19 protein-coding genes are annotated in these 26,602 nt (G+C 71.3%); 17 read left to right on the forward strand and 2 right to left on the reverse strand.

Going from position 1 to position 26,602, the window contains the following annotated elements; all coding sequences use genetic code 11:
* Positions 1-129: 129 nt before the first annotated feature.
* Positions 130-1,767: an asparagine synthetase B family protein gene (locus AB0K67_RS18325; protein WP_364060899.1), complete on the reverse strand. Its 1,638-nt coding sequence runs from the start codon at positions 1,765-1,767 to the stop codon at positions 130-132.
* Positions 1,768-1,839: 72 nt separating this feature from the next.
* Here AB0K67_RS18325 and AB0K67_RS18330 point away from each other — a divergent pair, with 72 nt between their 5' ends.
* From AB0K67_RS18330 to AB0K67_RS18355, 6 genes are all read left to right on the forward strand, one after another.
* On the forward strand, positions 1,840-3,690 hold the full coding sequence (locus AB0K67_RS18330) for a glycosyltransferase family A protein (RefSeq protein WP_364060902.1): 1,851 nt from the start codon (positions 1,840-1,842) through the stop codon (positions 3,688-3,690).
* A 274-nt stretch (positions 3,691-3,964) separates the two neighbouring features.
* Positions 3,965-4,576, forward strand: a complete 612-nt coding sequence (locus AB0K67_RS18335) for an anticodon-binding protein (protein ID WP_364060905.1) — start codon at positions 3,965-3,967, stop codon at positions 4,574-4,576.
* 120 nt (positions 4,577-4,696) lie between these two features.
* Positions 4,697-6,079, forward strand: coding sequence for a diaminopimelate decarboxylase (lysA, locus tag AB0K67_RS18340; RefSeq protein ID WP_364060908.1), 1,383 nt, complete (start codon positions 4,697-4,699; stop codon positions 6,077-6,079).
* On the forward strand, positions 6,076-7,371 hold the full coding sequence (locus AB0K67_RS18345) for a homoserine dehydrogenase (RefSeq protein ID WP_364060911.1): 1,296 nt from the start codon (positions 6,076-6,078) through the stop codon (positions 7,369-7,371). The genes lysA and AB0K67_RS18345 overlap by 4 nt, the downstream gene beginning before the upstream one ends.
* Before the next feature lie 90 nt (positions 7,372-7,461).
* Positions 7,462-8,553, forward strand: coding sequence for a family 2 glycosyl transferase (locus AB0K67_RS18350; RefSeq protein WP_364060914.1), 1,092 nt, complete (start codon positions 7,462-7,464; stop codon positions 8,551-8,553).
* Positions 8,550-10,190, forward strand: coding sequence for a glycosyltransferase (locus AB0K67_RS18355; protein ID WP_364060917.1), 1,641 nt, complete (start codon positions 8,550-8,552; stop codon positions 10,188-10,190). Before AB0K67_RS18350 ends, AB0K67_RS18355 begins: the two co-directional genes overlap by 4 nt.
* A gap of 270 nt (positions 10,191-10,460) precedes the next feature.
* On the opposite strand, the gene AB0K67_RS18360 is transcribed toward AB0K67_RS18355, so the two are convergent.
* A complete protein-coding gene (locus AB0K67_RS18360) occupies positions 10,461-12,023 on the reverse strand; it encodes a glycosyltransferase (protein ID WP_364060920.1) in 1,563 nt (520 codons plus the stop codon).
* A 211-nt stretch (positions 12,024-12,234) separates the two neighbouring features.
* On the opposite strand from AB0K67_RS18360, the gene thrC reads away from it, so the two are divergent.
* The 11 genes from thrC (at position 12,235) to AB0K67_RS18415 (ending at position 26,534) form a co-directional block, all read left to right on the forward strand.
* Complete coding sequence (gene thrC, locus AB0K67_RS18365) at positions 12,235-13,293, forward strand: threonine synthase (RefSeq protein WP_364060923.1); 1,059 nt, start codon at positions 12,235-12,237, stop codon at positions 13,291-13,293.
* Between the two features lie 27 nt (positions 13,294-13,320).
* Complete coding sequence (gene thrB / locus AB0K67_RS18370; RefSeq protein WP_364060926.1) at positions 13,321-14,241, forward strand: homoserine kinase; 921 nt, start codon at positions 13,321-13,323, stop codon at positions 14,239-14,241.
* Positions 14,242-14,698: 457 nt separating this feature from the next.
* Positions 14,699-16,621, forward strand: a complete 1,923-nt coding sequence (gene rho / locus AB0K67_RS18375; protein ID WP_364060929.1) for a transcription termination factor Rho — start codon at positions 14,699-14,701, stop codon at positions 16,619-16,621.
* Positions 16,622-16,985: 364 nt separating this feature from the next.
* Positions 16,986-17,204: a 50S ribosomal protein L31 gene (rpmE, locus tag AB0K67_RS18380; protein WP_364060932.1), complete on the forward strand. Its 219-nt coding sequence runs from the start codon at positions 16,986-16,988 to the stop codon at positions 17,202-17,204.
* Between the two features lie 89 nt (positions 17,205-17,293).
* On the forward strand, positions 17,294-18,346 hold the full coding sequence (prfA, locus tag AB0K67_RS18385; RefSeq protein WP_364060935.1) for a peptide chain release factor 1: 1,053 nt from the start codon (positions 17,294-17,296) through the stop codon (positions 18,344-18,346).
* Positions 18,343-19,197, forward strand: a complete 855-nt coding sequence (gene prmC, locus AB0K67_RS18390; protein ID WP_364060938.1) for a peptide chain release factor N(5)-glutamine methyltransferase — start codon at positions 18,343-18,345, stop codon at positions 19,195-19,197. The genes prfA and prmC overlap by 4 nt, the downstream gene beginning before the upstream one ends.
* 121 nt (positions 19,198-19,318) lie before the next feature.
* Positions 19,319-19,966 carry an L-threonylcarbamoyladenylate synthase gene (locus tag AB0K67_RS18395; protein WP_364060941.1) on the forward strand — a complete coding sequence of 216 codons (648 nt, stop codon included), beginning with the start codon at positions 19,319-19,321 and terminating at the stop codon, positions 19,964-19,966.
* A gap of 89 nt (positions 19,967-20,055) precedes the next feature.
* Positions 20,056-22,995 carry a hypothetical protein gene (locus AB0K67_RS18400; protein WP_364060944.1) on the forward strand — a complete coding sequence of 980 codons (2,940 nt, stop codon included), beginning with the start codon at positions 20,056-20,058 and terminating at the stop codon, positions 22,993-22,995.
* Positions 22,995-23,372, forward strand: coding sequence for a hypothetical protein (locus tag AB0K67_RS18405; protein WP_364060947.1), 378 nt, complete (start codon positions 22,995-22,997; stop codon positions 23,370-23,372). The genes AB0K67_RS18400 and AB0K67_RS18405 overlap by 1 nt, the downstream gene beginning before the upstream one ends.
* 549 nt (positions 23,373-23,921) lie before the next feature.
* Positions 23,922-25,187: a serine hydroxymethyltransferase gene (gene glyA, locus AB0K67_RS18410; RefSeq protein ID WP_364060950.1), complete on the forward strand. Its 1,266-nt coding sequence runs from the start codon at positions 23,922-23,924 to the stop codon at positions 25,185-25,187.
* Positions 25,188-25,244: 57 nt separating this feature from the next.
* Complete coding sequence (locus AB0K67_RS18415; RefSeq protein ID WP_364060953.1) at positions 25,245-26,534, forward strand: undecaprenyl/decaprenyl-phosphate alpha-N-acetylglucosaminyl 1-phosphate transferase; 1,290 nt, start codon at positions 25,245-25,247, stop codon at positions 26,532-26,534.
* Positions 26,535-26,602: the final 68 nt, after the last annotated feature.

Below are 26,602 nucleotides of genomic sequence, written 5' to 3' on the forward strand. Positions count from 1 at the left end.
GGTGCCCGTTTGTTGCGGCGCTTACGGGCCGAACACTACCAGCCCGTTGGCTTTCCGGAACCCGCTTCTGCTGTGCGACCGTTAATACCCGAGAGATCCGTATGTAATCGCCCTGTTACCCAGAGTTCACTAAAAAGGTGGCGCGAGGTCCGAGAGGTCGTTCTCGAAGTCGCTCAGCCACAGGCCGAACAGCACAAGACCGCGCACCCAGAACCGGTCGTTCCAGCCGTTGAACCTGGTCAGAGCGTCGGGACCACCGGCGATCACCTCGTGCATCTCGTCCGACAGCAGGGCCGGTATCCGGTCGGCCAGAATCTCCAGCATCCGATGCGAGTAGCTCCGGGCGGGAGCCGCCGTCGATCGCAGCGGCACCCTCCTGAGCGGCTGCTTGATCACGTTCGTCGAGGGCAGAGCGGCCACCCTCGGGTTGGCGGCGTGCAGCACCTCGCGGTAGAACTTGCCCTGGTGCTTGCGGGCCACCCCCACCGACAGCGCCGCGTCGAAGAACTCCGGGTGGATGAACGGCGCCAGGAACGACGCCTCGGGCCCCACGAGGTTCACCGCCGAGCGCGCGATGCCCCGCACGGTCCTGGTGTGCAGCACCGACAGCGGCAGCTCCGCCCGGTGGCCGTGGAACATGGAGGTCGTCGCGAGGAACTGCTCGCGTACGGTCTCCTCCATCCACTCCGCCGCCGACTTCGACAGGAACGGCTGCGACGGCCGTCCGAGCGAGAGCGAGCCCAGCACCGCCGCCGACCGCTCGGCCTGCGTCCTCGCCTCCAGCGCGGCCCCGCTGACCATGAAGTTCTTCAGCAGCGGCCCGCCCGCCAGGCCGTCCACCAGGATCCGGCCCGCGCCGTGCACCTCCTTGGCGAAGGGGGCGTACCAGGCGTGGTGCGGCGTCAGGTACTCCAGCCTGCGCGCCACCTCCATCGCGTCGGACGGATAGGAGGCGGGGTCCTGCGGGATCACCCGGTGCGGGATGCCCAGCTCCCTGGTGATCGCCCTGGCGAAGTCGATGTCGGTGTCGGTGCCGTCGTCGGGGCTGGTCGTCCACGACTCGACGTCCGCGCCCCTGGCCTTGGCCACGCTGGCCAGCAGCCGCGAGTCGTAGCCGCCGCTGACCGGCACCAGCAGCGGCCGGCCGTCGTACTCGGAGTAGACGTGGTCGAGCAGGTCGACGATCTCCTGCGGGCTGATCCACCGCTCGTACGGCTCCGTGCGCAGCCAGCGCGGCAGCCTCCGCTCGGTGGTGAGCCTGCCGTGCTCCCACACCAGCGCGCTCGCCCCCGGCAGCCGTTTGACCTCGGTGTACGGCGTCGCCTCGCCCAGCGGGAACGTCACCTGCAGGATCGAGGCCCACGCCGACCAGTCGATCTCGATGGGCACCAGGGTGAGCAGCGGCTGGATGAGCGACGAGAAGTAGACCGCGTCGTCCAGGCGCACGTAGTAGACGTCCACCAGGCCGAGCCCGCCCGTGTGCAGCGCCACCCGGCGGCCGTCGCCGATCAGTCCGGGCGTCTCGTACGTCTCGGCGACCGTGATCCAGTCCTCCTCGGCCGTCTTCGGCCGGCGCTCGCCCCAGGCGAACGCGTACGCGTCACCGGACCTGTGGTACGGCGGCAGCGGGGTGGAGCTGAACAGCGCGGCCTCGTCCGACTGCAACGCCGGCCAGACCTTCGGCCCCGCGGCGGTCAGCTTGCCGAGCAGGGCGGTATCGATCCGGCCGAGAGCGCCGCAGACGTAGGGCCGTACGTTGAACTGCACCGGATCTCATCCCTTCGAGACGCTTCCCGCAAAAGAGTATCCTTTGCCGGGCTGAGAGAGTGGAGGTCCGGTTTGTCGACTGAGCTGGAGAGTACGCGCCGGGCGTTGCGCGACGCGATCGCGCATGCCGAGCGTGCCGCCGAGCTGGCCAGGCTGCTGGACGACGCCCAGGCCAAGCTGGCCGCGGCCGAGGAGCGCGCCGCGCAGGCCGACGCGCTGGCCGAGAAGCTCAGCGAGACGGAGGAACGGCTGGCGGCCGAGCAGGCCGCCGCCGACAAGCTCCGCAAGGAGCTGGCCGAGCAGCGCTTCCAGGCCGAGGTGGCCAACTGGAAGCTCTCGTCGATCAAGGTCGCCCGCTGGAACCGGCTGGGCGACGCCATCAAGAGCGGCAAGAGCAACCCGGTGCGCCTGGCCAAGGGCATCAAGGGCGCGGCCAAGCCGGTCAAGCGCCCGACGGCGCCCAAGCGCAAGCCGGTGGCCACCACCGCGAACAAGCCCAAGGAGGAGCGTCCCGGCGCCGCCTACCAGGCGACCACGTCGACCAGGACGCTCGAAGGCACCTCGTTCAAGCTCAAGCCGTTCCGCGTCCCGACCGGCCCCAACACCCGGCCGCACCTGACCGCCGCGGTGATCGCCGACCCGCACGCCGAGGCGCTGCTGCGCTACGAGTGGCGGCAGACCACCGGCTTCACGCCCCGCGACTTCGCCAGGGTGCTCCCGCTGGAGGTGCCGCACCTGCTGGTCGTGGAGTCGGTCACGCAGGGCCCGTGGGCCGAGGAGATCATCGGCGAGCCCGGCGAAGGGCTCAAGGCGTTGCTCGCCTGGTGCGCCGAGCGCGGCATCCGCACGGTCTTCTGGCACACCAAGGGCGACGTGTCGGCGTACGCGGCGGCGGCCGACCTGTTCGAGCACCGCTTCACCGCCGACCTGACCGTGGCCTGGCCGCGCCTGCAGTTCGGTGTGCAGCCCAGGGTGCACAACCCGCTGCCGCTGTCCGGCGGCCGCATCGACCGGGTGCTCACGCTCGACCAGCTCCTGCCCGAGCACCTGTCGTACCCGGACGTGCTGACCTCCTACCGCTGGCCGGCCGCCGCCGACTGCCCGCCGGGCACCCCGCAGTGGCGGCTCGCCGAGATCGCCGCCTGCGGCACGCCCATCGGCACCGAGCCGGACTCGCGGCGGGCGCACGTGGCGCTGCGGCGGGCGTACTCGATGGGCACGATGAGCGAGCGCATCGACGAGATGCTGGACGCGATCGGCCTGCCCAGCGCGCGGCCCACGCTCAACACCTCGGTGCTGCTGCCGATCCGCGACCCGTACTCGATGGAGCACGCGCTCGCGCAGGTCGCCCGGCAGTCGGGCGTCGACCAGCTCATCATCATCGGGCCGCCGGAGGCCGAGCTGCGGGCCCGCGACGTGCTGCCGGACGTGGAGGTCGTCTACCGCCGCCCGTCGCCGTCCATGACCGAGGGCGCGATGCTCAACGCCGGGCTCGACCTGTGCGAGGCCGATCTCGTCGCGGTCATGGACCCGCGCGACGTCTACGGCCCCCACTACCTGTCCGACCTGCGCAGGGCGTTCCTGTTCACCACCGCCGACATCGTCGGCAAGGCCGCCTTCTACGCCCACCTGCGCAAGCCGCAGGCCACGCTGCTCAAGCAGCCGGAGGCCGAGTACACCTACCTGCCCGAGATCGCCGGCGGCACCCTGCTCGCCCGCCGCAACGCGATGCGCGAGCTGGGCTTCGCCGACCTGACCGAGGGCTGGGACGAGGTGCTCATGCGGCAGTGCCGCGCCGACGGCGTCAAGGTCTTCTCCGCCGACAGGTTCGGGTACGTGCGGGTGCGCGACGAGGACCGCTGGCTGCTCGGCGCGGCCCAGCTCGTCGAGTACGGCTCCGCCGAGCCGCACGCCCTCATCTGAGCCGCACTCAGCCGAGCCAGAGCACCAGCGCCAGGGCCGTCAACGCGAAGCCGCCGACCACTCCGGCCCCGGTCCTGGCCGCCGTGCCGAGGCGGAACCTCGCCTGGGCGAGGGCTTCGGCGACGACGGCGAGCGCGAGCCACGGACTCCACGCGATGAGCAGCCACGCCCAGACCGATCTCGGCCGCCAAGCCGTCCCCCTTTACCCCGCTTTCCCCTGCAGAGGGAGACGATCCGCCCGCATGCCGCAGTTCCCTCGCGTAAGGTCGTCGCGATGACGCTCGATGAGCTGGCCGCCGCGCTGGGCGAGCCGCCCGTGCCCGACGGCACGTGGGAGCGCGAGTTCGGCTACGTCTCCGCGGCCGCGCTGCGCCGCCGGATGCCGCCCGAGGACCTGGCCGGCAGGGTGCGCGGGATCGACGGCGTGGTCTCCGTCGAGGTGCGGCGGAACGGGTTCCTGCGCATCGTCGTGGACGACCCGTTCGAGCTGGTCGAGGCCGCGCCCGTGCCGTACGAGCCGTCCTGGCCCGACTTTCCCCGCACCTGGGACAACCCGGGCTTCGTCGTGCGCTACGCACGTGCGCGCGCCTGCGCCGTGCTGCGGTGGGCCGCCGATCTCGGGGTGCCGAGGAGCCAGGCGGGCGTGCCAGGCGATCCGGCGCATCGGCAGGTGCTCAGGGTGCTGGCCGAGCTGCCGGGGCGGCGGGGAAGCAGGGATCCGGGGTGGGAGGCGTACCTGCCGCGGCTGGCGCTGGCCTACCACGACGCGCATGAGCGCGCGCCGGCGGTGCCCGTGGGGGACGAGGCGCCCGGGCCCGAGCACGCCGCGAGGGTGCGGGTCGCGGATGTGGTACGGATCGTGCTTCCCGGCCCCGACCGCCTCTGAGCAGAAGATATCCGGTAAAACGGCGAAAAAGAGTAAAAATTACCCTGCCAGAGCTTGATCGCGTCTCGATACGTGGTCACAGGGTCATGGCTTACTTGCGCTTCCGATAGCCTCGATCGGGTGAGTCGATTCGCCCATCCCGCAGGGGACCGGCACGCCGAGATGCTGCCCCAGGAGCGCCCGCCGCAGGCGCCCGCCGACCTCAACCGGATCAACCCCGCGATCTGGCCCCGAACGTCGAGCCGGACCGACGGGGCGCTGACCGTTGGCGGGGTGGACGTACGCGACCTGGCCCGCGAGCACGGCACCCCGCTCTACGTCATCGACGAGGACGACGTGCGCTCGCGCATGCGCGACTACGCCACGGCCTTCGCCGGCTCCGAGGTCCACTACGCAGGCAAGGCGTTCCTGTGCAAGGAGATCGTGCGCTGGCTGATCGACGAGGGCCTCGGCCTCGACGTCGCCAGCAACGGCGAGTTGGCCGTCGCGCTCAGCGTCGGCTTCCCGCCCGAGCGCATCACCATGCACGGCAACAACAAGTCCACCGCCGAGCTGACCAGGGCGCTTGAGGCCGGCGTCGGCATCATCGTCGTCGACTCCTTCGATGAGATCGCCCGCCTCGGCTACCTCGCCGAGCAGCACGGCAAGCGGCCCAAGGTCATGGTCAGGGTCACCACCGGCGTCGAGGCCCACACCCACGAGTTCATCGCCACGGCACACGACGACCAGAAGTTCGGGCTGTCGCTCAGCTCGGGGGCGGCGGCCGAGGCCGTACGCAGGATCCTCGCCCTGCCCCAGCTCCAGCTCGTCGGCCTGCACTCCCACATCGGCTCCCAGATCGTCGACACGGCCGGGTTCGAGGTCGCCGCGCGGCGGCTGGCCGGCCTGCTCGTGCAGATCAAGGAGGAGCACGGCGTCGTGCTGCCCGAGCTCGACCTCGGCGGCGGCTACGGCATCGCGTACGTCGACGACGACGCCGCCCCCGACATCAAGGAGCTGGCCGACGGGCTGCGCGAGATCGTCACCAAGGTCTGCGCCGACGCCGGCCTGCCCGTGCCGCGCCTCACCGTCGAGCCGGGCCGCACCATCGTCGGCCCCGGCGGCATCACGCTCTACGAGGTCGGCACCATCAAGGACGTCGAGGGCCTGCGCACGTACGTGAGCATCGACGGCGGCATGAGCGACAACGTCCGCACCGCGCTCTACGGCGCCGAGTACACCGCCGTGCTGGCCAGCCGCGCAAGCGACGCCCCGCCCATGCTGAGCCGCCTGGTCGGCAAGCACTGCGAGAGCGGCGACATCATCGTGCGCGACTTCCACCTGCCGTCCGACCTCGCGCCGGGCGACCTCATCGCGGTGGCCGCCACCGGCGCCTACTGCCGCTCGCTTGCCAGCAACTACAACTACCTGCCCAGACCCGCCGTGGTGGCCGTCTCGGGCGGCACCTCGCGCGTGATCGTGCGAGGCGAGACCGAAGAAGACCTGTTGAGGGGGCAGCTGTGAAACCGCTGAAGGTGGCTCTGCTGGGCTGCGGCGTCGTCGGCTCCCAGGTCATCAGGCTCATGCACGAGCAGGCCGCCGACCTGGCCGCCCGCGTCGGGGCGCCGCTCGAGCTCGCCGGGGTGGCCGTGCGCAGGCTGGGCCGCAAGCGCGACGTCGAGATCGACCCCGCGCTGCTCACCACCGACGCCGAGTCACTGGTCACCCGCGACGACATCGACATCGTGGTGGAGGTCATCGGCGGCATCGAACCGGCCCGTTCGCTCATCGTCTCCGCCCTGTCCAAGGGCAAGAGCGTGGTCACCGCCAACAAGGCGCTGCTCGCCGAGGACGGCGCCACCCTCCACGAGGCGGCCAGGGCCGGCAACGGCGACCTCTACTTCGAGGCCAGCGTCGCCGGCGCCATCCCGCTGCTGCGCCCGCTGCGCGAGTCGCTGGCCGGCGACCACGTCAAGCGGGTGCTCGGCATCGTCAACGGCACCACCAACTACATCCTCGACAAGATGGACTCCACCGGCGCCTCCTTCACCGACGCGCTGGAGGAGGCCCAGACGCTCGGCTACGCGGAGGCCGACCCGACCGCCGACGTCGAGGGCTTCGACGCCGCCGCCAAGGCCGCCATCCTCGCCTCGCTCGCCTTCCACAGCCGGGTGCGGGCCGAGCAGGTGCACCGCGAGGGCATCACCGAGATCACCGCCACCGACGTCGCCTCCGCCAAGGCCATGGGCTACGTCATCAAGCTGCTGGCCATCTGCGCGCGCTCCGACGACGGCCGCTCGTTCGGCGTGCGGGTGCACCCGGCGATGATCCCGCGGACCCACCCGCTGGCCGGGGTGCGCGAGGCGTACAACGCGGTCTTCGTCGAGGCCGAGTCGGCGGGCCAGCTCATGTTCTACGGCAAGGGCGCGGGCGGCGCCCCCACCGCATCGGCCGTGCTCGGCGACCTGGTGGCCGTGGGCCGCAACCGCCTGGCCGGCACCCGCGGCCCCGAGGAGTCCACCTACGCCGAGCTGACCGTCCACCCCATGGGCGAGACCGTCACGCGCTGCCATGTGGCGCTCGACGTCGCCGACAAGCCGGGCGTGCTGGCCCGGGTGGCCGAGCTGTTCGCCAAGCACGACGTGTCCATCCAGACCGTCCGCCAGGAGGGCCGCGGCGACGACGCCCAGCTCGTCATCGTCACCCACCGCGCCACCGACGCCGCGCTCTCGGCGACCATGGAGGAGCTGCGCGAGCTCGACATCGTCCGCGCGGTGGCCAGTGTGATGCGCGTGGAGGGCGACGACCCGAGCTGAGCCTCCGGAGGGGGAGTAAGCGTCAGATCGCCGTCGAAACGGGCGTAAGGTAGGCGCCGTTCCGTACCCGCGCCCGAGGAGCACCCAGCGATGTCCGAGACCCCCTGTGGCTTCGCGCGTACGCCGGAGAAGGGGCTGGCCCGCCTCCATTGGGCCGCCGGTGACGGCGGCGCGAGCGGCGAGTGGGCGGTCGACGGCGGGCCGCCCGACGTGCCCGCCCTGCGCCCGCTGCGCGGCCTGGAGGTCGAGTGGCCGGACGAGCAGGTGCCGCTCGACGGGCTGATGCGGCTGGCCGCCGCCGGTGTGCCGCTGACCGCCGCGTCCGCGCCCGCGTGGGTGCCCGCCGACCTGGCCGCGCTGCTCACCGACCGCGACTGGCTCGCACACCCGGCCGACGGCACCGCGCGCTCGCTGGCCGACCTGCGGCGCGAGGAGCACAGCGTACGCCTGCGCCGTCTGGCGCACCCGACGCCCGCTCCCCACGTCAGCATCGTCATGGCGACCAAGCGGCCCGCGCTGGTGGGCGCCGCGCTGGCGCAGATGGAGCGGCAGCGCGACGTCACCGCGGAGGTGGTGCTCGGCCTGCACGGGGTGGCCTTCGACGAGGTGCGCGAGGCGGTCGAGTCCTGCTCGCTGCCCGTGCGCTGGGTGGAGGTGGACGCCTCGGTGCCGTTCGGTGAAGTGCTCAACCGGGCGGCGGCCAAGGCCGAGGGCGACCATCTGGCGAAGTGGGACGACGACGACTGGTACGGCCCCCGCCACCTGGCCGATCTGTTCATGGCGATGACGTACGCGAAGGCCGACGTGGTGGGCACCACGGCCGAGTTCTTCTACCTTGAGCCGCTGGAGGCGACCATCAGGCGCACGACGTTCGCGAGCGGGGCGAGCTATCCGAGCGAGGTCTACTCCGATCACGTGGCGGGCGGCACGATCATGGTGCCTCGGTCGAAATTTCATGACATAGGCGGATTCCCTGCGTTGCCACGGGCCGTCGATCTCGAATTTCTCAAGAAGGCCAAGAGCGCGGACGCCACCATCTACCGCACCCACGGCCTCGGCTACATGCTGCGCCGCGGGCTCAGCCGCGACCACACCTGGCAGCTCCCGCTGGCCCACTTCGTCAAGGTGGCCGCCAACCAGTGGCGGGGCTTCCGCCCGAGCCTGCTGATGGAAGCCGCGTGATCCCCCGCGTACGCGGCAACGACTACCGCGTCCTCACCCTCGACGAACCGCTCGACCCGCGGCTCACGGTCAGCGTCGTCGTGCCCGCCTACGGCGGCCAGGACAAGCTCGACCTGGTGCTCGCCGCCCTCGCCAGGCAGACCTACCCGGGCACGCTCACCGAGGTCATCGTCGTCGACAACGGCAGCGAGCCGCCGCTGCGCCTGCCCGGTGAGCGGCCCGAGCTGACCAGGATCGTGCGCTGCGAACGCCCCGGACGCGCCGCCGCCCGCAACGCCGGCCTCGCCGCCGCCACCGGCGAGGTGATCCACTGGCTCGACTCCGATGTGCTGCTCACCCCCGGCGCGCTCGAGGCGCACATGCGCTGGCACCACGCCGCTCCCTACCTCTCCGTCACCGGCTACCTGCGCTTCACCGAGGCCCCCGTGCCCGCCGAGCTGCCCGACGACCTCGAAGCGGCCTTCGAGCCCGCCGAGCCGCACTCCTGGCTGGTCGACCTCGTCGAGCGCACCGACGGGCTCACCGACAACCCGCAGCGCCCGTTCAGCCTCCACGTGGGCGGCGCGACCTCGGTCAACGCCGCGCTCATCAAGGCCGCCGGGCCGATGGACGACGACCTGGTGCTCGGCCAGGACACCGAGATGGGCTACCGGCTGTGGCAGGCGGGCGCGGTCTTCGTGCCCGAGCCGGCCGCCCGTGCCTACCACATCGGGCCGACCATGCGGATGCGCGACAAGGCGCCCATCGACCGGGTGAGCCACGCGTTCGTCGCCGACCGCATCCCCGCCTACCGGTGGCTGCGCGGGCATCCCGGACGGCAGTGGAAGGTGCCGTACGTCACCGCCGTCGTCGAGGCCGCGCCCGGCTACGACGAGGTGCGCGCCACCGTGGACGCGCTGCTCGCCGGCACGGTGCCCGACGTGTCCGTGCTGCTCGTCGGCCCCTGGGACACTCTCGAACGCGACCGCCGCGCGCCGCTCAAGGATCCGTCGCTCGACCTGGTGCTCATCGAGGGCCACTACCGGCACGAGGGCCGGGTACGCCTGGTCACCGCCGCCGAGGCCGACCCCGCCGTGCCGTACACGCTGCGCCTGCCCGCCGGGTGGATCCCCGGCGACGACACCCTCGCCCGGCTGCTCGACCTCGCCCGCGCGCAGGGGCTCGGGCTGGTGAACGTGCTGCTCGACGAGTCCGCCGACGGCGTCGTCGCGGCCCGGCTCGAACGCACCTCCGCCTTCGCCAGGGCCCGCATCGTCGCCGAGGCGGGCGAGAACCTCGACGACGTGGTGGACGACGTCGCGGGCGTGCTCTGGGTCGACGGGGCCGCCTACGGCTTCGCCGCCGAGGCCGAGCCGCCGCAGGGGCGGCGCAGCGCGTACAAGGAACGCAAGGCCGCGCTGGACGAGGCGGCCAGGCTGCGCAAGGAGACCGAGCGGCTGCGGGCGCAGGTGGCCAAGTGGCGCGACGAGGCCGGCAACTGGCGCAAGTCGGCCGTGGAGCTGCGGCGCGAGGTCGGCACGCTGCGGCGGGAGATCGGCACGTTGCGCCGCCGCATCGCCGCCGCCGACCGCGCCCAGAAGAACCTGCGCTCGATCGTCTCGACGACGTTCCGACGCGCGCTGCGCCGCAAACGCTGACCGCCGTCACCCGGGACGGGGCCGAGGTCGTGGCTTCGGCCCCGTCCGGCGGCTTCGTTCGCCCCGCTGTCCACGGCCCCGCTAACCACGGCCCTGCTGTCCACGGCCCTGCCCGTCGCGGTGCCGCCGACGACCTCACCCGCCCAGCGGCACCTTCGGCCCCTGAAGGCGGCCACCCGCCGGCGCGCGCACGCAGCGATGTCCGCGCGGCGCGCTCCCCACACCTGGCGGGTCGGTGCGGGCCGGTGGCCCCCCTTCCAGCGGGCGGAGTCAGTTGTTGCGGAGGGCCGACTTGATGCGGCGCAGCAGGCGCTTCTGCGGCGGCGCGCTCGGAGTCTGCGCGGCGGCCTTCGGCGCGGAAGACGGGGCTGCGGCACCCTGACCGGGCCGCTTCGGCTGCCCGGACTGCTGCGCCTGGCCGGTTTGCTTCTGCTGCTCGGGCTGTTTCGGCTGGTCGGGCTGTTTGGGAGCGGGCCAGAAGCGGTCGGGCGGCTCGTGCCGTACGCCGTGCGTGACGTCGATGATCTTGTCGACGTCGTCCACGCCGCTCAGGTCGGTCACGCCGTCCGCACCGTCCACGACCGCGCCCGCGCCGGTGAGCAGCAGCGCGCGGCCGAGCGCGGAGGTGCGTTCCAGCCGGGCCGTACGCCCGTCGGGCAGGTCCACGACCAGCACCCCGGTCAGGTCCTTCTGCACCGACTCGATCATCCGCTCCAGCGTCACCCGGTGCAGCGGCACGTCCACCGGCCCCCGGTAGCGGAACGGGATCGGCGCGGGCGAAGGCGCGGCCTCGTCGATGAGCCTGATGCGTTCGTCGTGCGCGAACAGATCCCGCAGCAGCCGCAGGTCGAAGTCCGGGTCCGACAGCGAGTGACGCCCGCCGGCCAGCCGCGACCACGGCCCGACCAGCGTCACCACGACGTCCTGCAGCTTGCCGTCCAGCGCGGCGGACACCGCCTGCCGCACCTCCTGCTCTGACGCGCCCGCGATGTCGTACACGATCTCCACGTACGGCACCAGCCACCGCCGCCCGGGCTCCTTGCGCAGGTCGCGGCGGAGCGGGATGCGGTGCGCCAGGTACGGCTCCACCGCCCGCACCGCGCGCTCCCTGTCGCGGTGCTGCGACGGCAGCCCCAGATGCACGGCCTGGGCGTCCATGTCGGGGATGAAGACCACGCCGTGCATGGCCAGCCGGTAGGAGAACTCGGTGTCCTCGCCCCTGGCGACCGTCGGATCGAGACCGCCCACGGCGTGGAAGACCTCCCTGGGAAGGGCGAAGGTCGGCCCGGTGCACACGTGGTACGGATTGCGGCTCTTGCGCAGACCGTCGGTCTTGGCGATCGTGGCCTCCGTTGAGCTGGCCACCGCCGTCTCCAGGTCGAACAGCTCTCCCAGGTGTCCCGCCCGGAAGACCTGCTCAGGGGTGACGGGAGGCGCGTCCACGAACTTCTTCATGCCGATCGTGACCAGGTAGTCGGTCACGTGATGCCAGCGCGCCAGCGCCTCGATGTGCTCCTTGCAGGCCACCATGTCGGAGTCGAGCCGCTGGATGATCTCGCCGTCGGCGGCCTTGACCCCGGTGTTGACCGCGTTGGAGATGCCCCAGCCGTCGCGCACCCGTACCAGGCGGGTGTTGAACGGGCGGATCTCGGGCAGGCGGATGGGCGGGTCGCTGCCGTCGTCGACGACCAGCACCTCCATGAGGTGCTCCGGATACGTCTGGGCCGCCAGCGCCGCCAGCGTCAGGTCGAGCTTGTCCTGCCCTCCGCGCGCGGGAACGACCACGCTGACGGAAAGGGCGGGTGACCAGGCGCCGAGCCGCGGTGCGGACACCGGTGAATAGTCGTTCTGCCTCAGAGCAGGACGCGCGTTCATGGTCGTTGACCCCCTGGCCGAGACCTTATCGGGAGATGCTGAGTATTTCCTGAATAGTGCGACTGTCCAATGCAGAAGTGCGGCGGGTGTCCGACCCGTGGACGCCGCTCCGCGACCGTCCCCGGCACCCCGTACACTCTGTGCCCAACAGCGCAGGTAGGGAGTCACTATGAGCAGGTCATGGCGTGGCCTCATCGAGGAGTACCGCGAGCGTCTTCCGGTCACCGCGAAGACCCCCGTCATCACGCTGCTCGAAGGCGGCACGCCGCTGGTGCCCGCACATCGCGTCTCCGCGCTCACCGGGTGCGAGGTCTACCTGAAGGTCGAGGGGGCCAACCCGACGGGCAGCTTCAAGGACCGCGGCATGACGATGGCCATCAGCAAGGCCGTCGAAGAGGGGGCCAAGGCCGTCATCTGCGCCTCCACCGGCAACACCTCCGCCTCGGCCGCCGCCTACGCCGTGCGCGCCGGGCTGACCTGCGCCGTGCTGGTGCCGCGGGGGAAGATCGCCATGGGCAAGCTGGCCCAGGCGCTCGTGCACGGCGCCACGCTGCTGCAGGTCGAGGGGTCGTTCGACGACTGCCTTGAGATGACGCGCAAGCTGTCGTCCGAATATCCGATCGCGCTGGTCAACTCCGTCAACCCGTTCCGGCTCCAGGGCCAGAAGACCGCCGCGTTCGAGATCGTCGACGCGCTCGGCGACGCCCCCGACATCCACTGCATCCCCGTCGGCAACGCCGGCAACATCTCGGCCTACTGGATGGGCTACTGCGAATACGCCGAGGACGGGGTGGCCACCAAGCGTCCGCGCATGTTCGGCTTCCAGGCCAGCGGCGCCGCGCCGATCGTGCACGGCGCGCCCGTGTCCCACCCCCACACCATCGCCACCGCCATCCGCATCGGCAACCCGGCGTCCTGGTCGCTGGCCACGGCGGCCCGCGACGAGTCGGGCGGCGTCATCCAGGCGGTGACCGACCGGCAGATCGCGGCGGCGTACAAGCTGCTGGCGCAGGAAGAGGGCGTGTTCGTCGAGCTCGCTTCCGCCGCGAGCGTAGCGGGGTTGCTGCACGCCCACGCGCAGGGCATGGTGGAGGCGGGGCAGCGCATCGTCTGCACGGTTACCGGTAACGGGCTCAAAGACCCGGACTGGGCGATCTCGGGGGCGCCCGCGCCGGTGGTCATCCCCATCGACGTCCACGCCGCCGCGGCGGCGCTCAACCTCGCCTGACGGGGGAGTACGAGGAAAAGTGAACGAATGAGGACCGTTGACATCCGCGTGCCCGCGACGTCGGCCAACCTGGGGCCGGGTTACGACGCGCTCGGGCTCGCGCTGAGCCTCCACGACGAGGTCACGGCCACGCTCACCGGGGAGCGCGGCGTCCACGTCGTCGTGGAGGGCGAGGGGGCGGGGGAGGTCGACACCGGCGAGGGGCATCTGGTCGTCAAGGCCATGCGGGTGGCGTTCGACCGCATGGGAGTGCCTCAGCCGGAGGGCATACGCCTGCACTGCCGTAACCGCATCCCGCACGCACGGGGGCTCGGGTCGTCGTCGGCGGCGGTGTGCGCCGGCATTCTCGCCGCGCGCGCCCTGGCAGGTCCCGACCTGCCGCAGACCGCATTGAGCGACGACGACGTCTACGCGCTGGCCACGGAGATGGAAGGGCATCCCGACAATGTGGCGCCCTGTCTTTCCGGTGGGCTGACCGTCGCGTGGTCCGACCACACCGGGCGGCCGCATAGGCTGAAATTGGTCCCCGACCAGCGCATCCGTCCGGTGGTCTGCGTCCCTTCGACGCGGCTGTCCACGGAGGCCGCACGGGGGCTGCTGCCGAAGGACGTGCCCCACGAGGACGCCTCCTTCAACGCCGGCCGGGCCGCGCTGCTGATCGCCGCGCTGACCCAGCGGCCAGAGCGCGGGCTGTTGCTCGCCGCCACAGAAGATCGGCTCCATCAGCAATACCGCGCGCCTGCCATGCGGCAGAGCGCGGATCTGGTAGAACGTCTCCGTGCAGTGGGCGTGCCTGCGGTCGTTTCGGGAGCGGGTCCCACGGTCCTTGCGTTTTCGTCATCGGATTCGCAGGATTTGATCGCGCCAGAAGTGGGTAATGACTGGCACATCCAGCAAATGGACGTCGACCCGGTCGGTGCGAACGTTCAGTTCCCCGAGACACGCTGAAACCTCTTTAGACCTTCAGGGAATAGCCGTGTGCGCTGGTGATGTTAGGCTGATAGCCGCACCAGATGCCCCCTTGGTGGGTGCGTGCTTGTCAGCCATACATCGCTGCATCATGCTTCACGTCGCGAGGCGTGGGCAGCGCGGCTGTCTCCCCGGAATCCGTTGCCTCCGGTTGGCCCACACCCGGTTGGCGCAACGCGAGGTGGCGACGACGGGGACCTGCGCGTTCGAATCATCTCGACATCTGGTTGGCGACAGCAATCTGGGGGGTGTCAGTCACGCGCCAAGGGCCATCGGCGGCGTTGACGAACCCCTCCCCAAGAGTGGCGGCCGTCTCAAGCGACAGCCGAAGATCGCAGAGTGCACCCCGACCCGGTCTGTCCCGCCGGATCGCAAGCACCTCCGGGACGCCCGGAAGAACAAATCCGGCGCCCGACCCCTGGGAAGGACCTTTTAGTTGAGCGACACCACCGAACTCCTCTCCGACGCATCAGGCGCTGAGCCGGCGTCCGGCGACACCCCCACCCGCGCAGCGGCCAAGCCGCGTGCGCGTCGCTCCGGCACCGGCCTGTCCGCCAAGGTGCTGCCCGAGCTGCAGAAGATCGCAGCGGAGCTGGGCATCAGCGGGACCGGGCGCATGCGGAAGAGCCAGCTCATCGCGGCCATCCAGGAGAAGCAGGGTGGCGGTTCCGGAGAAGGCGCAGCGCAGGCCGCGACGGTGGCCGAGGCCCCCGCGGCCGCTCCTGCGGAGGCGCCCGCGGCCGAGCGACCCACCCGTACGCGCAGGGAACGTTCCCGCGCCAAGACCACCACGGAAGAACCCGCGCAGCAGCCCGCCGCAGCCGCGCCCGAGCCCGCGGCCAGCGCGCCGGAGCCGGTCGCCGCGGCCCCGGCGGAGCCCGTCGTGGAGCAGCAGTCGCAGCCCACCGAGGCCGGCCAGGGCGAGTCGCGCTCCGAGCGCGGCGAGAGCCGTCGCGAGCGCCGCAGCCGCGGTGAGCGCCGCGAGCGGGGCGGCGACCGTAACGGTGAGCGCAGCAGCGAGGGAGGCCGCGATGGGGGTCGCGGCGACCAGCGCGAGCGCGCCGCCGCGGCCGAGTCCGGCAGCCGTTCCGAGCAGCGCACCGAGCAGCGCGGCGAGGAGGAAGAGCGCAGCGGGCGCAGCCGCAGGGGACGTTTCAGGGAGCGCAACCGCGGACGCGGCCGCGACCGCTACGACAGCGGCGAGCCCGTCATCAACGAGGACGACGTCCTCATCCCGATCGCCGGCATCCTCGACATCCTCGACAACTACGCGTTCGTCAGGACGAGCGGCTACCTGCCCGGCAGCAACGACGTCTACGTCTCGCTCTCCCAGATCCGCCGCCACGGCCTGCGCAAGGGCGACGTCATCACCGGCGCCGTGCGCCAGCCGCGCGAGGGCGAGCGCCGCGAGAAGTTCAACGCCCTGGTCCGCCTCGACACCGTCAACGGCATGGACCCGGAGCAGGCCCGCAACCGGCCCGACTTCAACAAGCTGACGCCGCTCTACCCGCAGGAGCGCCTGCGCCTGGAGACCGAGCCCAACGTCCTCACCACGAGGATCATCGACCTGGTCTCGCCCATCGGCAAGGGCCAGCGCGGCCTCATCGTCTCGCCGCCCAAGGCCGGTAAGACGATGGTGCTGCAGGCGATCGCCAACGCGATCACCCGCAACAACCCCGAGTGCCACCTCATGGTCGTGCTCGTGGACGAGCGGCCTGAAGAGGTCACCGACATGCAGCGGTCGGTCAAGGGCGAGGTCATCCACTCGACCTTCGACCGTCCCGCCGAAGACCACACCACGGTCGCCGAGCTCGCCATCGAGCGGGCCAAGCGCCTGGTGGAGCTGGGCCACGACGTCGTCGTCCTGCTCGACTCGATCACCCGGCTCGGCCGCGCCTACAACCTCGCGGCCCCCGCGTCCGGGCGCATCCTGTCGGGTGGTGTCGACTCCACGGCGCTCTACCCGCCCAAGCGCTTCTTCGGCGCCGCCCGCAACATCGAGAACGGCGGCTCGCTGACGATCCTCGCCACGGCCCTGGTCGAGACCGGGTCGAAGATGGACGAGGTCATCTTCGAAGAGTTCAAGGGCACCGGCAACATGGAGCTCAAGCTCAACCGGTCCCTGGCCGACAAGCGCATCTTCCCCGCGGTCGACGTCGACGCGTCCGGCACGCGTAAGGAAGAGATCCTCATGGCCAAGGAGGAGCTGCAGATCGTCTGGAAGCTGCGCAGGGTGCTGCACGCGCTCGACATGCAGCAGGCGCTGGAGCTGCTCCTGGAGAAGATGAAGGAGACCAAGTCCAACGCGGAGTTCCTCCTGCAGGTCCAGACGACCACGGTGAGCAACGACCGCGGCTAGCGCGCGCGTCGTGAGGGGTGGCGGGCCATCCGCCACCCCTCACGCGTGTCCGAGATCGGCCCGCACGTGATCTCGCTTGCGGCCCGCACGGTCGGTCCGCAGGTGATCCCGCTTCCGGCCCCGCACGGCCGGGGTCGCACGTGCTTCCGCAGCCGGTTTCCGTACGTTCCCGCTGCCGGCCCGAGCATGGCGCCGCGCCCGGACCTCGTGCGCTCCCCGCGCGGCCCTTTGATCAGGGGAGCGGGGAATGCGCGATGGCCTGGGATGGTTTCACGATCTGGCACACTGGTAGCTGACCATTTCGCGGCTCCGGTTCACGCCATGCGTGAAGGCGACCCGGCGGCCGCACCCCGAAAGGACAGCAATGAAGCCCGACATCCACCCTGACTACCACGTGACGCAGGTCTCCTGCTCCTGCGGCAACACCTTCGTCACCCGCAGCACGGCGAAGAACGGCGTGATCCACGCCGACGTGTGCTCGGCCTGCCACCCGTTCTACACGGGCAAGCAGAAGATCCTCGACACCGGCGGCCGGGTGGCCCGTTTCGAGCAGCGCTTCGGCAAGAAGTCCACGGGCAAGTAGCTCCACGTACGCCGGCCCGGACGCACACGCGTGCGCCGGGTCGGCGTTGTTGGTGAAGAGCCCGAACCTCGAAACACAAAGGACCCGCGGTGAACCTCGACGAGTTGCTCAAGGAGTATTCCGAGCTGGAGTCGCAGCTCGCCGACCCCGCCGTGCACGCCGATCAGCAGAAGGCCCGCACGCTTGGCAAGCGCTACTCCCAGCTCACTCCCATCATCGCCACCTACCGCGAGCTCGAGTCGGTCCGCGAAGACCTGACGGCCGCCAAGGAGCTGGCCGGCGAGGACGAAGCGTTCGCGGCCGAGGCCGCCGAGCTCGAAGCGCGCATCCCGCAGCTCGAAGAGCGGCTGCGCCACCTGCTCATCCCGCGCGATCCCAACGATGACAAGGACATCATCATGGAGATCAAGGCGGGCGAGGGCGGCGAGGAGTCCGCGCTGTTCGCCGGCGACCTGCTGCGGATGTACCTCCGCTACGCCGAGCGGCTCGGCTGGAAGACCGAGATCATCGACGCCCAGCCGTCCGACCTCGGCGGCTACAAAGACGTCACGGTCGGCATCCGCGCCAAGGGCGAAGAGGGCGTGTGGTCCCGGCTGAAGTACGAAGGCGGCGTCCACCGCGTGCAGAGGGTGCCCGTCACCGAGTCACAGGGCCGCATCCACACCAGCGCGGCGGGCGTGCTCGTCTACCCGGAGGCGGAGGAGGTCGACGTCCAGATCGACCCCAACGATCTGCGCATCGACGTCTATCGCTCCAGCGGTCCCGGCGGCCAGAGCGTCAACACCACCGACTCCGCGGTCCGCATCACCCACATCCCCACCGGCGTCGTCGTCTCCTGCCAGAACGAGAAGAGCCAGCTCCAGAACAAGGAGTCGGCCATGCGCATCCTGCGCGCCCGGCTGCTCGCCATGGCGCAGGAGGAAGCGGAGGCCGCCGCCCAGGCGGAGCGCAAGTCGCAGGTCCGCACCGTCGACCGCTCCGAGCGTGTCCGCACGTACAACTTCCCGGAAAACCGCATCTCCGACCACCGCGTCGGCTTCAAGGCGTATAACCTCGACCAGGTTCTCGACGGCGAGCTCCACGCCGTCACCCAGGCCCTCATCGACGCCGAGATGGCGGAGAAGCTCGCACAACACTCATGACACTGCTGCTGGACGAGATCGCGCTCGCCACCGCCCGGCTCGCCGAGGCAGGCGTTCCTTCGCCGCGCACCGACGCAGAGGAGATCGCGGCATTCGTCCACGGTGTGCGCAGAAGCGAGCTGCACACCGTCAAAGACTCCGACTTCGACGCGCTGTTCTGGGAGGGCATCGCCAGGCGCGAGGCCCGCGAGCCCCTGCAGCACATCACCGGCCACGCCTACTTCCGCTACCTGGAGCTGGCCGTCGGCCCCGGTGTGTTCGTGCCGCGGCCGGAGACCGAGGTGATGGTCGGCTGGGCCATCGAGACGCTGCGCGCGATGGACGTCACCGCGCCCCTCGTCGTCGACCTCGGCACCGGATCCGGCGCCATCGCGCTGTCCATCGCCCAGGAGGTGGCGCTGGCCGAGGTGCACGCCGTGGAGGTCGATCCCGAGGCGTACACGTGGGCCAAGCGCAACATCTCCGAGCTCGGCCAGGGGCGCACCCACCTGCACCCCGAAGACCTCGCCGAGGCGCTGCCCGAGCTCAACGGCAAGGTGGACCTCGTCATCTCCAACCCGCCCTACATCCCGCCGGGCTCCATCCCACGCGACCCCGAGGTGCGCGACTACGACCCCTCCAGAGCCCTCTACGGCTCAGGTGAGGACGGGCTCGGCGAGGTGCGCGCCGTCGAGCGCACCGCGCGCCGGCTGCTGCGGCCCGGCGGCTGGGTCGCCGTCGAGCACGCCGACGAGCAGGGCAGGGCCGTCTACCTGACGTTCCCCGAGGATCACGGCTGGCGCGACGTCCGTTTGCGGCAGGACCTCACCAGACGAGACCGCTTCGTCACGGCCAGGCTGGGCCAGGACTAGGATGCAGGCGAAACGGCGCTGCCTGCTCCTGACCGCCGGGGTGCCGCGGCGACCGTACGTGGAGGAAGGAGGGCGCCTCGTCAGCGCCGTTCACCGCTGAGCGGAGCGAGGCTTACCAACCGTGGGACGACGTTTTGACTGCTCCGACCCCGACCAGCGGCAGATCGGGCTGATGGAGGCCGCGGCCGCCGTACGCCGTGGCGACCTGCTGGTGCTGCCCACCGACACCGTCTACGGCATCGGCGCCGACGCCTTCACGCCGGAGGCGGTCGCCAAGCTGCTCGAGGCCAAGGGGCGCGGGCGTGACATGCCGCCGCCGGTGCTGGTCGGCACCGTGCGCGCCGCCACCGCACTCGTCGATGACCTGGGGCCGTACGGGCAGGACCTCATCGACGCCTTCTGGCCGGGGCCGCTGACGCTCATCTGCAAGGCCAACAGGGCCCTGTCGTGGGACCTGGGCGACACGAAGGGGACGGTCGCCGTACGCATGCCGCTCCACCCCGTCGCGCTCGACCTGCTCAAGGAGACCGGGCCCATGGCCGTCTCCAGCGCCAACCGGTCGGGCTCGCCCGCCGCCACCACCGTCGCCGAGGCCGAAGAGCAGCTCGGCGACGCCGTCGAGGTCTATCTCGACGGCGGCAAGAGCACCGACAACACCCCGTCCACCATCCTCGACCTCACCACCGCCGTCCCCCGCCTGTTGCGGCGCGGGGCCATCCCGGTGGAGAAGCTGCGCGGCGTCATCGGTTACGTCGCCACCGACGATTAGGTCGTATACCCGCTGCTTATTCCGGCTGCCAAGCCGCTCTCGCCGTGGTTACGTGAGGCGCGGAGCGGCTAGACGTCGGGGAGTGGCGCATGGGCAAGTACGACGGCATGGACCCCAAGCTGGTCCGTGACCTGCTGGCCGAGGTGCAGCGGGCGGCGACGCGGATGCGTACCACCGAACAGCGGGTCCGCAACGCCATGCACCAGGCCGGACTGCCCACGCAGACCACGCACCGTCCCGTGCAGGTCGCCGACGCGATCGACGTGATGGTGCGCGACGTCAACAAGCGGCTGGCCACGCTGGAGAAGCGGGTGGACCCGCCGAAGACGGGCTCGGGCACCGCCGGCGACGACTCCGCGAAACCCGCCAAGCCCGGCGTCCCCGACGAGAAGCCCAGTGACAAGCCCGCGAGGCCCGGCGCCTCCGACGAGAAGCCCGACGACAAGCCTGCGAGGTCCGGCGCCTCCGACGAGAAGCCCGACGACAAGCCTGCGAGGTCCGGCGCGCCTGACGACAAGCCCGACGACAAGCCCGCGAAGCCCGACGCCCCTGCGGACAAGCCGGACGCGAAGCCTGCCAAGCCCGGCGTCCCCGACGAGAAGCCCGATGCGAGCGGCAAGCCCGAGGGCAGTGGCAAGCCCGACGCCGGGGAGCGTCATGACTCCAACGGGAAGCCGGACTCCAACGGGCGGTCGGACTCGGGTGAGAAACCGGGCACCGGTGACAAGCCGGGTGTCGGGAACAAGCCTGACGTCGGCGACAAGCCGGGCACGGACGGGAAGCCGGGCACGGACGGGAAACCGGGCACGGGCGACAAGCCGGATGCCGGCGGTGAGCGTTGCGAGAACGACCAGAACCGGCGCCCGGACCAAGGCACCCGCCCCGACCAGGGCGGCAACACCGGCCGTGACACCGGAACCGGCCAGGACGGTTCGACGGGCCGGGACGGTTCGACCGGCCGGGACACGGGGACCGGCGGCGACGGCAGGACCGGCGACCAAGCCGCTGATCAGCCCAAGGACGACGGTCTGGACAGCCGCCGCGACCGGGGCACCGACGCCGGCACCCGGGACACGGGCACCGGCACAAGCGGCGACGGAACCACGGGCAGCGGCGGCTCGGACAACGGCACTTCCAGCGACGGGACGTCCAGCGATGGGACGGCGACCGGTCAGCCCGTCGGGGACGGTCAGGACGCGAGCAAGCCGCAGGTCGTGGTGGTCGACGGCGTCAAGGTGCTGCAGGTGCCGCTCGACCCGCCGTCCGCCGCGGTCATCGAGGACATGCTGCGCAACCCCGACAAGGTCCAACCGGCGGAGATGCCGAAGGTCGGCGCCGAGAACGTCACCCTTCCGCCGAACGACGGCTCGTCCACCTCGACCGGCACCGGGAACACCTCGACCGGCACCGCGAACGCCAACGGCTACGCGAACGACGGCAGCGACGTCGTCTCGGCCGAGGCCCGCCGCCCGGACGTGGACGCGTACCAGACGATCGTCGACGACCACCGGAACATCGCACCCCAGGACATGCCCGGCGTGCAGGCCCCGGCGGGCGAGTACGGCAGGGGCGAGTGGGCCGAACGCGCCATCCGTCCCGACGGCCCAGCGGGCTCGATCGACCCCGGCAACCCGGCCGGCGGGGCGGATCCCGTGCGTACGCTCCCGCCCGTCGAAGCGGCCTCAGGCGGTTTTGCGGGGGACGGCCACGTGACGTCGGTGGCAGGTGCGGCAGGAAGCGCGTCTCCAGGAGCGGTGACGGGCGGCTATCCACCCACGGACATGTCCACCGCCGACACCGCGAACGGCACCCAATCCGACGGAACGTGCCCGCCCGCCAAGGACGCCACCCCACCCGCAGGCAACCAGCCCGGCACCGACCAAGCCCCAGGCGACCGCGGCACGGGCACCGGGGACCGAGGTGGTCAGGGTTCCGGTAGTGCGGGTGCCGGCGATCAGGGGACCGGCGACCGGCCGAGCGGCGGCCAGGGTTCTGGCGGCGCAGGGGCCGGAGAGCAGGGAACCGGCGGCAGTGCGACCGGCGATCGCGGCGCCGATGGCACTGGCAACGGGGATCGGTCGGCTGGTGGCGGCGGGACCGGCGATGGCGGCACAGGCGACGCAGGGACGGGAAACCGGGGGACTGGCGGGACCGGGTCCGGTGAGCAGGGCGCCGGCCGGGGTGGCGAGCAGGGCGTTGGTGGTGGGAGTGGAGATCGGGGTGCGGGTGGCGGGGGTCAGGGTGCCGATGGGGGCGGGGGACGAGGCGAGCCGGGTGGTCAGGGTGTCGGTGCCGGGGCTGACGGCCAGAGTGCGGATGGCCGGGGCAGGCCCGTCACGATCCCGCCGACCAACCCGTCCGTCGAACCCCCCAACGGCACCGCCACCGACCCTCCGGGCACAACGTCCGACCGAGGGACCGGTGGCGCACCGCAGGGAAGCGGCCAGAACGGGACAGGACAGGGCTCCAACGCGGGCTCCGCAACGGCACCGGACTCGAACGCGGGGTCCGGCACGGCGTCGGGAGCGGGCGCAGGGGCCGGGGCGGTACCGGGCTCGGACCCGGTACCGGGCTCTGGTGCAGGGGCCGGGGCCGCGACGGGCACCGGGTACGGCTCCGTGGTGGCCCAGGAGGCGAATTACGGCCTCGGCGCAGGTCAAGGGGTCGGTCACGGGGCGGAGGCGGTCTACGACGCTCTGGGACGGGACAGCGAGGGTGCCGGCCAACACCGCGGGGCCGGTGCGTACGACGTGCTGATCGCGTACGACGTCGAACCCGGCCAGGACACCACGGCCGGCCGGCACGGCGGCGGACGGGCGGGTGACGGGGACGAGGTCGTGTCGATCGACGTACGTCCGCCGGACCTGGAGGCCATCGGGACCGTGATCGACCACCACCGCGACATCCGGCCCCAGGAGATGCCGTCCGTGCAGGTCCCGCCCGGCGAGTACGGCAAGGGAGCCTGGGCCCCCGAGGACATCAGGCCGGACGGCCCGCCCGGTGCGGTGGCCCCGGAGAGGAGAGCGTGATGTACGTCGACCCGCCGGCACCCAAGCCGAAGGGGCCTCACGAGACGCCCCCGATCAACACCACCGGCCCGCTCGAGGACCCGCAGCGCGCCTGGCGCTTCAACCCCGACTACGAACGCCTGGTCGTCGCCTGGCAGACGGTCAAGCCGCAGCTCGATGAGCTCAGGACCGTGCTGGACAAGGCGTACCAGCTGGCGACGAGCCCCCAGACGTGGGACGCGCCGGTGGGGAAGCGCTACGTCGAGGACATCAGGGAGTGGCGCAACCGCCTGGCCCTCTACCGGCACGCCGTGCTGACCACGATCAGCGACGAGGCCGCCGACACCCCGCGCTGGCTCCCGACCACCGCCAACGCCCCCCACGCCTACCCGTCCTGACCCGCAGGCAACCGGCTCGGACAGGCACGCGGGGGCACACCCACCACCAGGCGGGGGACACCCACCACACCGCTGGCGGGCCCACCGCCTTCGAGCCTTCGCCGATGGCCGCGCCTTCGGCGGGTACGCCTCTCGCGCCTTCGACGAACGGCCGTACATCCCGCGCCTCCAACGGAAGCCGCGTCCCCTGCATCTTCCGCGTGCCCCCTGCGCGGGCAGGAGTTCAGCGCGGTGCGAAGGATCCGGACGCCCGTCACGTGCGGGGCGGCCGGAGGGCGCAGCGGTCGTGAGCCCGGTGGCCGGTCTGAGCTGCCGATAGGCGTGTTGCGGGTGGGGGACTGCCGGTGGTCGGGTGGCGGCAGGTGGGACAGCACCGGGGCAGGGCAACGCCGGGTGAGGCGGTGCCGGACGAGGCAAGCGGGGCCGGGGCAGCGCCGAGTGGGCGGTGCCGGACGAGGCGAGCGGGGGTGGGGTGGGTTGTCATGAGGGCGGTTTTCGGGGCAGCCATCGTGTATGGGAAAAACGGACATCCGGTCGTACAGTGGGGAAATGGGTGCGGAGCCCTACTACGGCCCGGACTTCGGGCTGCTGCGGGAGCGCGATCCCGAGATCGCGCAGGTGCTGCTCGACGAGCTGGACCGGGTGCGCGGCGGCATCCAGCTCATCGCCAGTGAGAATTTCACCTCGCCCGCGGTGCTGGCCGCCCTGGGCTCCACGTTGACCAACAAGTACGCCGAGGGCTATCCGGGCCGGCGTTATTACGGTGGTTGCGAGGTCGTGGACCGGGCGGAGCACCTGGCGGTGGAGCGGGCCAGGAGGTTGTTCGGGGCGGAGCACGCGAACGTGCAGCCTCATTCGGGGGCGTCGGCGAACCTTGCCGCGTACGCGGCGCTGCTGCAGCCGGGCGACACGATGCTGGCGATGGCGCTGCCGCACGGCGGCCATCTGACGCACGGCTCGAAGGTGAATTTCTCGGGACGCTGGTTCGACGTGGTGTCGTACGGCGTGCGTCGCGACACCGAACTGATCGACTATGACGAGGTGCGCGATCTGGCGTTGCGACGCCGGCCGAAGCTGATCGTGTGCGGGGCGACGGCGTACCCGAGGTTGATCGACTACTCGATTTTCCGCTGCATCGCCGACGAGGTGGGGGCGTGGCTGCTGGCCGATGTGGCGCATCCTGCCGGGTTGATGGCGGGCGGCGCGATCCCGTCGGCGGTGCCGCACGCGGACGTCGTCACGTTCACCACGCACAAGACGCTGAGGGGCCCGCGCGGCGGCGCGATCTTGTGCACGTCGGAGCTGGCCAGGCGGATCGACCGGGCGGTGTTCCCGTTCGTGCAGGGCGGGCCGCTGATGCACGTGGTGGCGGCCAAGGCGGTGGCGTTCGGCGAGGCGATGCGGCCGGAGTTCGCGCGTTACGCGGAGAAGGTGGTGGCGAACGCGCGGGCGCTGGCGGCGTCGCTCGCGGCGGAGGGGCTGCGGCCGGTGTCCGGCGGCACGGACACGCACCTGGCGCTCATCGACCTGCGCGAGGCGGGCGTGACGGGGGCAGAGGCGGAGCGCAGGTGCGCGGCCGTGGGGATCACGCTGAACAGGAACGCGGTCCCGTACGATCCCGAACCCCCGGCGGTGACGTCGGGCATCAGGGTGGGGACGCCGTGCGTGACCACGCAGGGCATGGGCGAGGACGAGCTGGCCGAGGTGGGCAGGCTGGTGGCGTCGGCGGTGCGCAGGCCGAGCACGGCGGGGGAGGTCAGGGAAAGAGTTGCGGCACTTCTGGCCATACATCGCCCATATCTCGGCGAATATTAAGCTGGTCTGTGTCGTTTTCCGGTCACAGCTGGCCGGTGGATCCGGGAAACTAGGGTCGTGCGCGAATACCTGTTCATGGCGCTCATCTCAGCGGCGGTGACCTACCTGCTGGTGCCGTTGGTACGCCGCTTCGCCATCCGCATCGGCGCCATGCCCGAGGTTCGCGAGCGAGATGTGCACACCACGCCGACGCCCAGGCTCGGCGGCTTGGCGATGTACGGCGGCCTGGTGGTGGGCCTGCTGGTCGCGAGCCGGCTGCCGCACAGCGGCGCGGCGCTGTCGGAGTACGACGCGAACGTGGTCACGGCGCTCATCGTGGCCGGCGCCCTCATCACGGTCACGGGCTTCCTCGACGACTGGTGGGGCATGGATGCCTTCATCAAGCTCGGCGGGCAGATCGCGGCGGCCGGCGTGCTCGTTGCCTACAACCTGCGTTTGCTGTACATCCCGCTGCCGAAGGACTGGGGCGGCTCGACCAGCCTCGACTACACGCTCAGCACGATCATCACCATCCTGGTGGTGGTGGTGACCATCAACGCGGTCAACTTCGTCGACGGGCTCGACGGTCTCGCGGCCGGCATCGTCGGCATCGCGGCCCTCGCGACCTGGGCCTACTCGATCTTCCTCGCGCAGAGCATGAGCGTGGGCAACATCACCACGACCGCCGCCATCGCGGCCGTGCTCATCGGCACCTGCGTGGGCTTCCTGCCGCACAACTTCCACCCGGCGAAGATCTTCATGGGCGACACGGGCGCCATGCTGATCGGCCTGGTGCTGGCCTCGTCGATCGTCACGGTGACCCCGCTCGACCCGGCGGCCATCGAGAACATGAACAAGTTCGGCGTGCTGCTGCCGCTGATCCTGCCGGCCGCGATCCTGGTGCTGCCGCTGGTCGACCTGATCACCGCGGTGGTGCGGCGCACGTCGCAGGGCCTGTCGCCGTTCGCGCCCGACCGCGGTCACCTGCACCACCGGCTGCTCGACATCGGTCACTCGCAGCGCCGCTCGGTCCTGATCATGTACGCGTGGGCGTTCCTGTTCGCCTTCGTCGTGGTGCTGATGTCCCGCCAGGGTGTGCCGGTGCTGCTGTTCCCGGTCTTCATCGTGCTGGCGCTGGCCGTTCTGGTGCTGATGGCGGCCCCGCGCTGGCGCGGCAGGGGCGGCTCCCGGCCGGCGCCGCGAGGCGACGAGCCGGACGGCGACGACGGCCCGCCCACCGGCCCGATGCCGCCGGTCCTTCCAGATCCGCAGGTCAGGCGGCAGATGCCGCCGCCGGGCGGCGCCGCTCAGGAAAAAACGACAGAAGACGGCAATGCGGTCATCACCGCATTTCCGCATCGTTCATGATCGTGAACTAGAAACGGCAGGTAAAAGCGGTCTTCCGTGAGCTTGTGATATCTTTCACGAGCAGGGGC

It is taken from the genome of Nonomuraea sp. NPDC052634, from assembly GCF_040678535.1.
GTDB classification, from domain to species: Bacteria; Actinomycetota; Actinomycetes; order Streptosporangiales; family Streptosporangiaceae; genus Nonomuraea; species Nonomuraea fastidiosa.

What these genes read in the sequence shown, in the direction of transcription:
- glyA (WP_364060950.1), top strand. Translation starts at nt 23,922, where the DNA reads ATGGGTGCGGAGCCCTACTACGGCCCGGACTTCGGGCTGCTGCGGGAG.
- rpmE (WP_364060932.1), top strand. Translation starts at nt 16,986, where the DNA reads ATGAAGCCCGACATCCACCCTGACTACCACGTGACGCAGGTCTCCTGC.
- thrC (WP_364060923.1), top strand. Translation starts at nt 12,235, where the DNA reads ATGAGCAGGTCATGGCGTGGCCTCATCGAGGAGTACCGCGAGCGTCTT.
- AB0K67_RS18350 (WP_364060914.1), top strand. Translation starts at nt 7,462, where the DNA reads ATGTCCGAGACCCCCTGTGGCTTCGCGCGTACGCCGGAGAAGGGGCTG.
- AB0K67_RS18335 (WP_364060905.1), top strand. Translation starts at nt 3,965, where the DNA reads ATGACGCTCGATGAGCTGGCCGCCGCGCTGGGCGAGCCGCCCGTGCCC.
- prmC (WP_364060938.1), top strand. Translation starts at nt 18,343, where the DNA reads ATGACACTGCTGCTGGACGAGATCGCGCTCGCCACCGCCCGGCTCGCC.
- AB0K67_RS18405 (WP_364060947.1), top strand. Translation starts at nt 22,995, where the DNA reads ATGTACGTCGACCCGCCGGCACCCAAGCCGAAGGGGCCTCACGAGACG.
- thrB (WP_364060926.1), top strand. Translation starts at nt 13,321, where the DNA reads ATGAGGACCGTTGACATCCGCGTGCCCGCGACGTCGGCCAACCTGGGG.
- AB0K67_RS18400 (WP_364060944.1), top strand. Translation starts at nt 20,056, where the DNA reads ATGGGCAAGTACGACGGCATGGACCCCAAGCTGGTCCGTGACCTGCTG.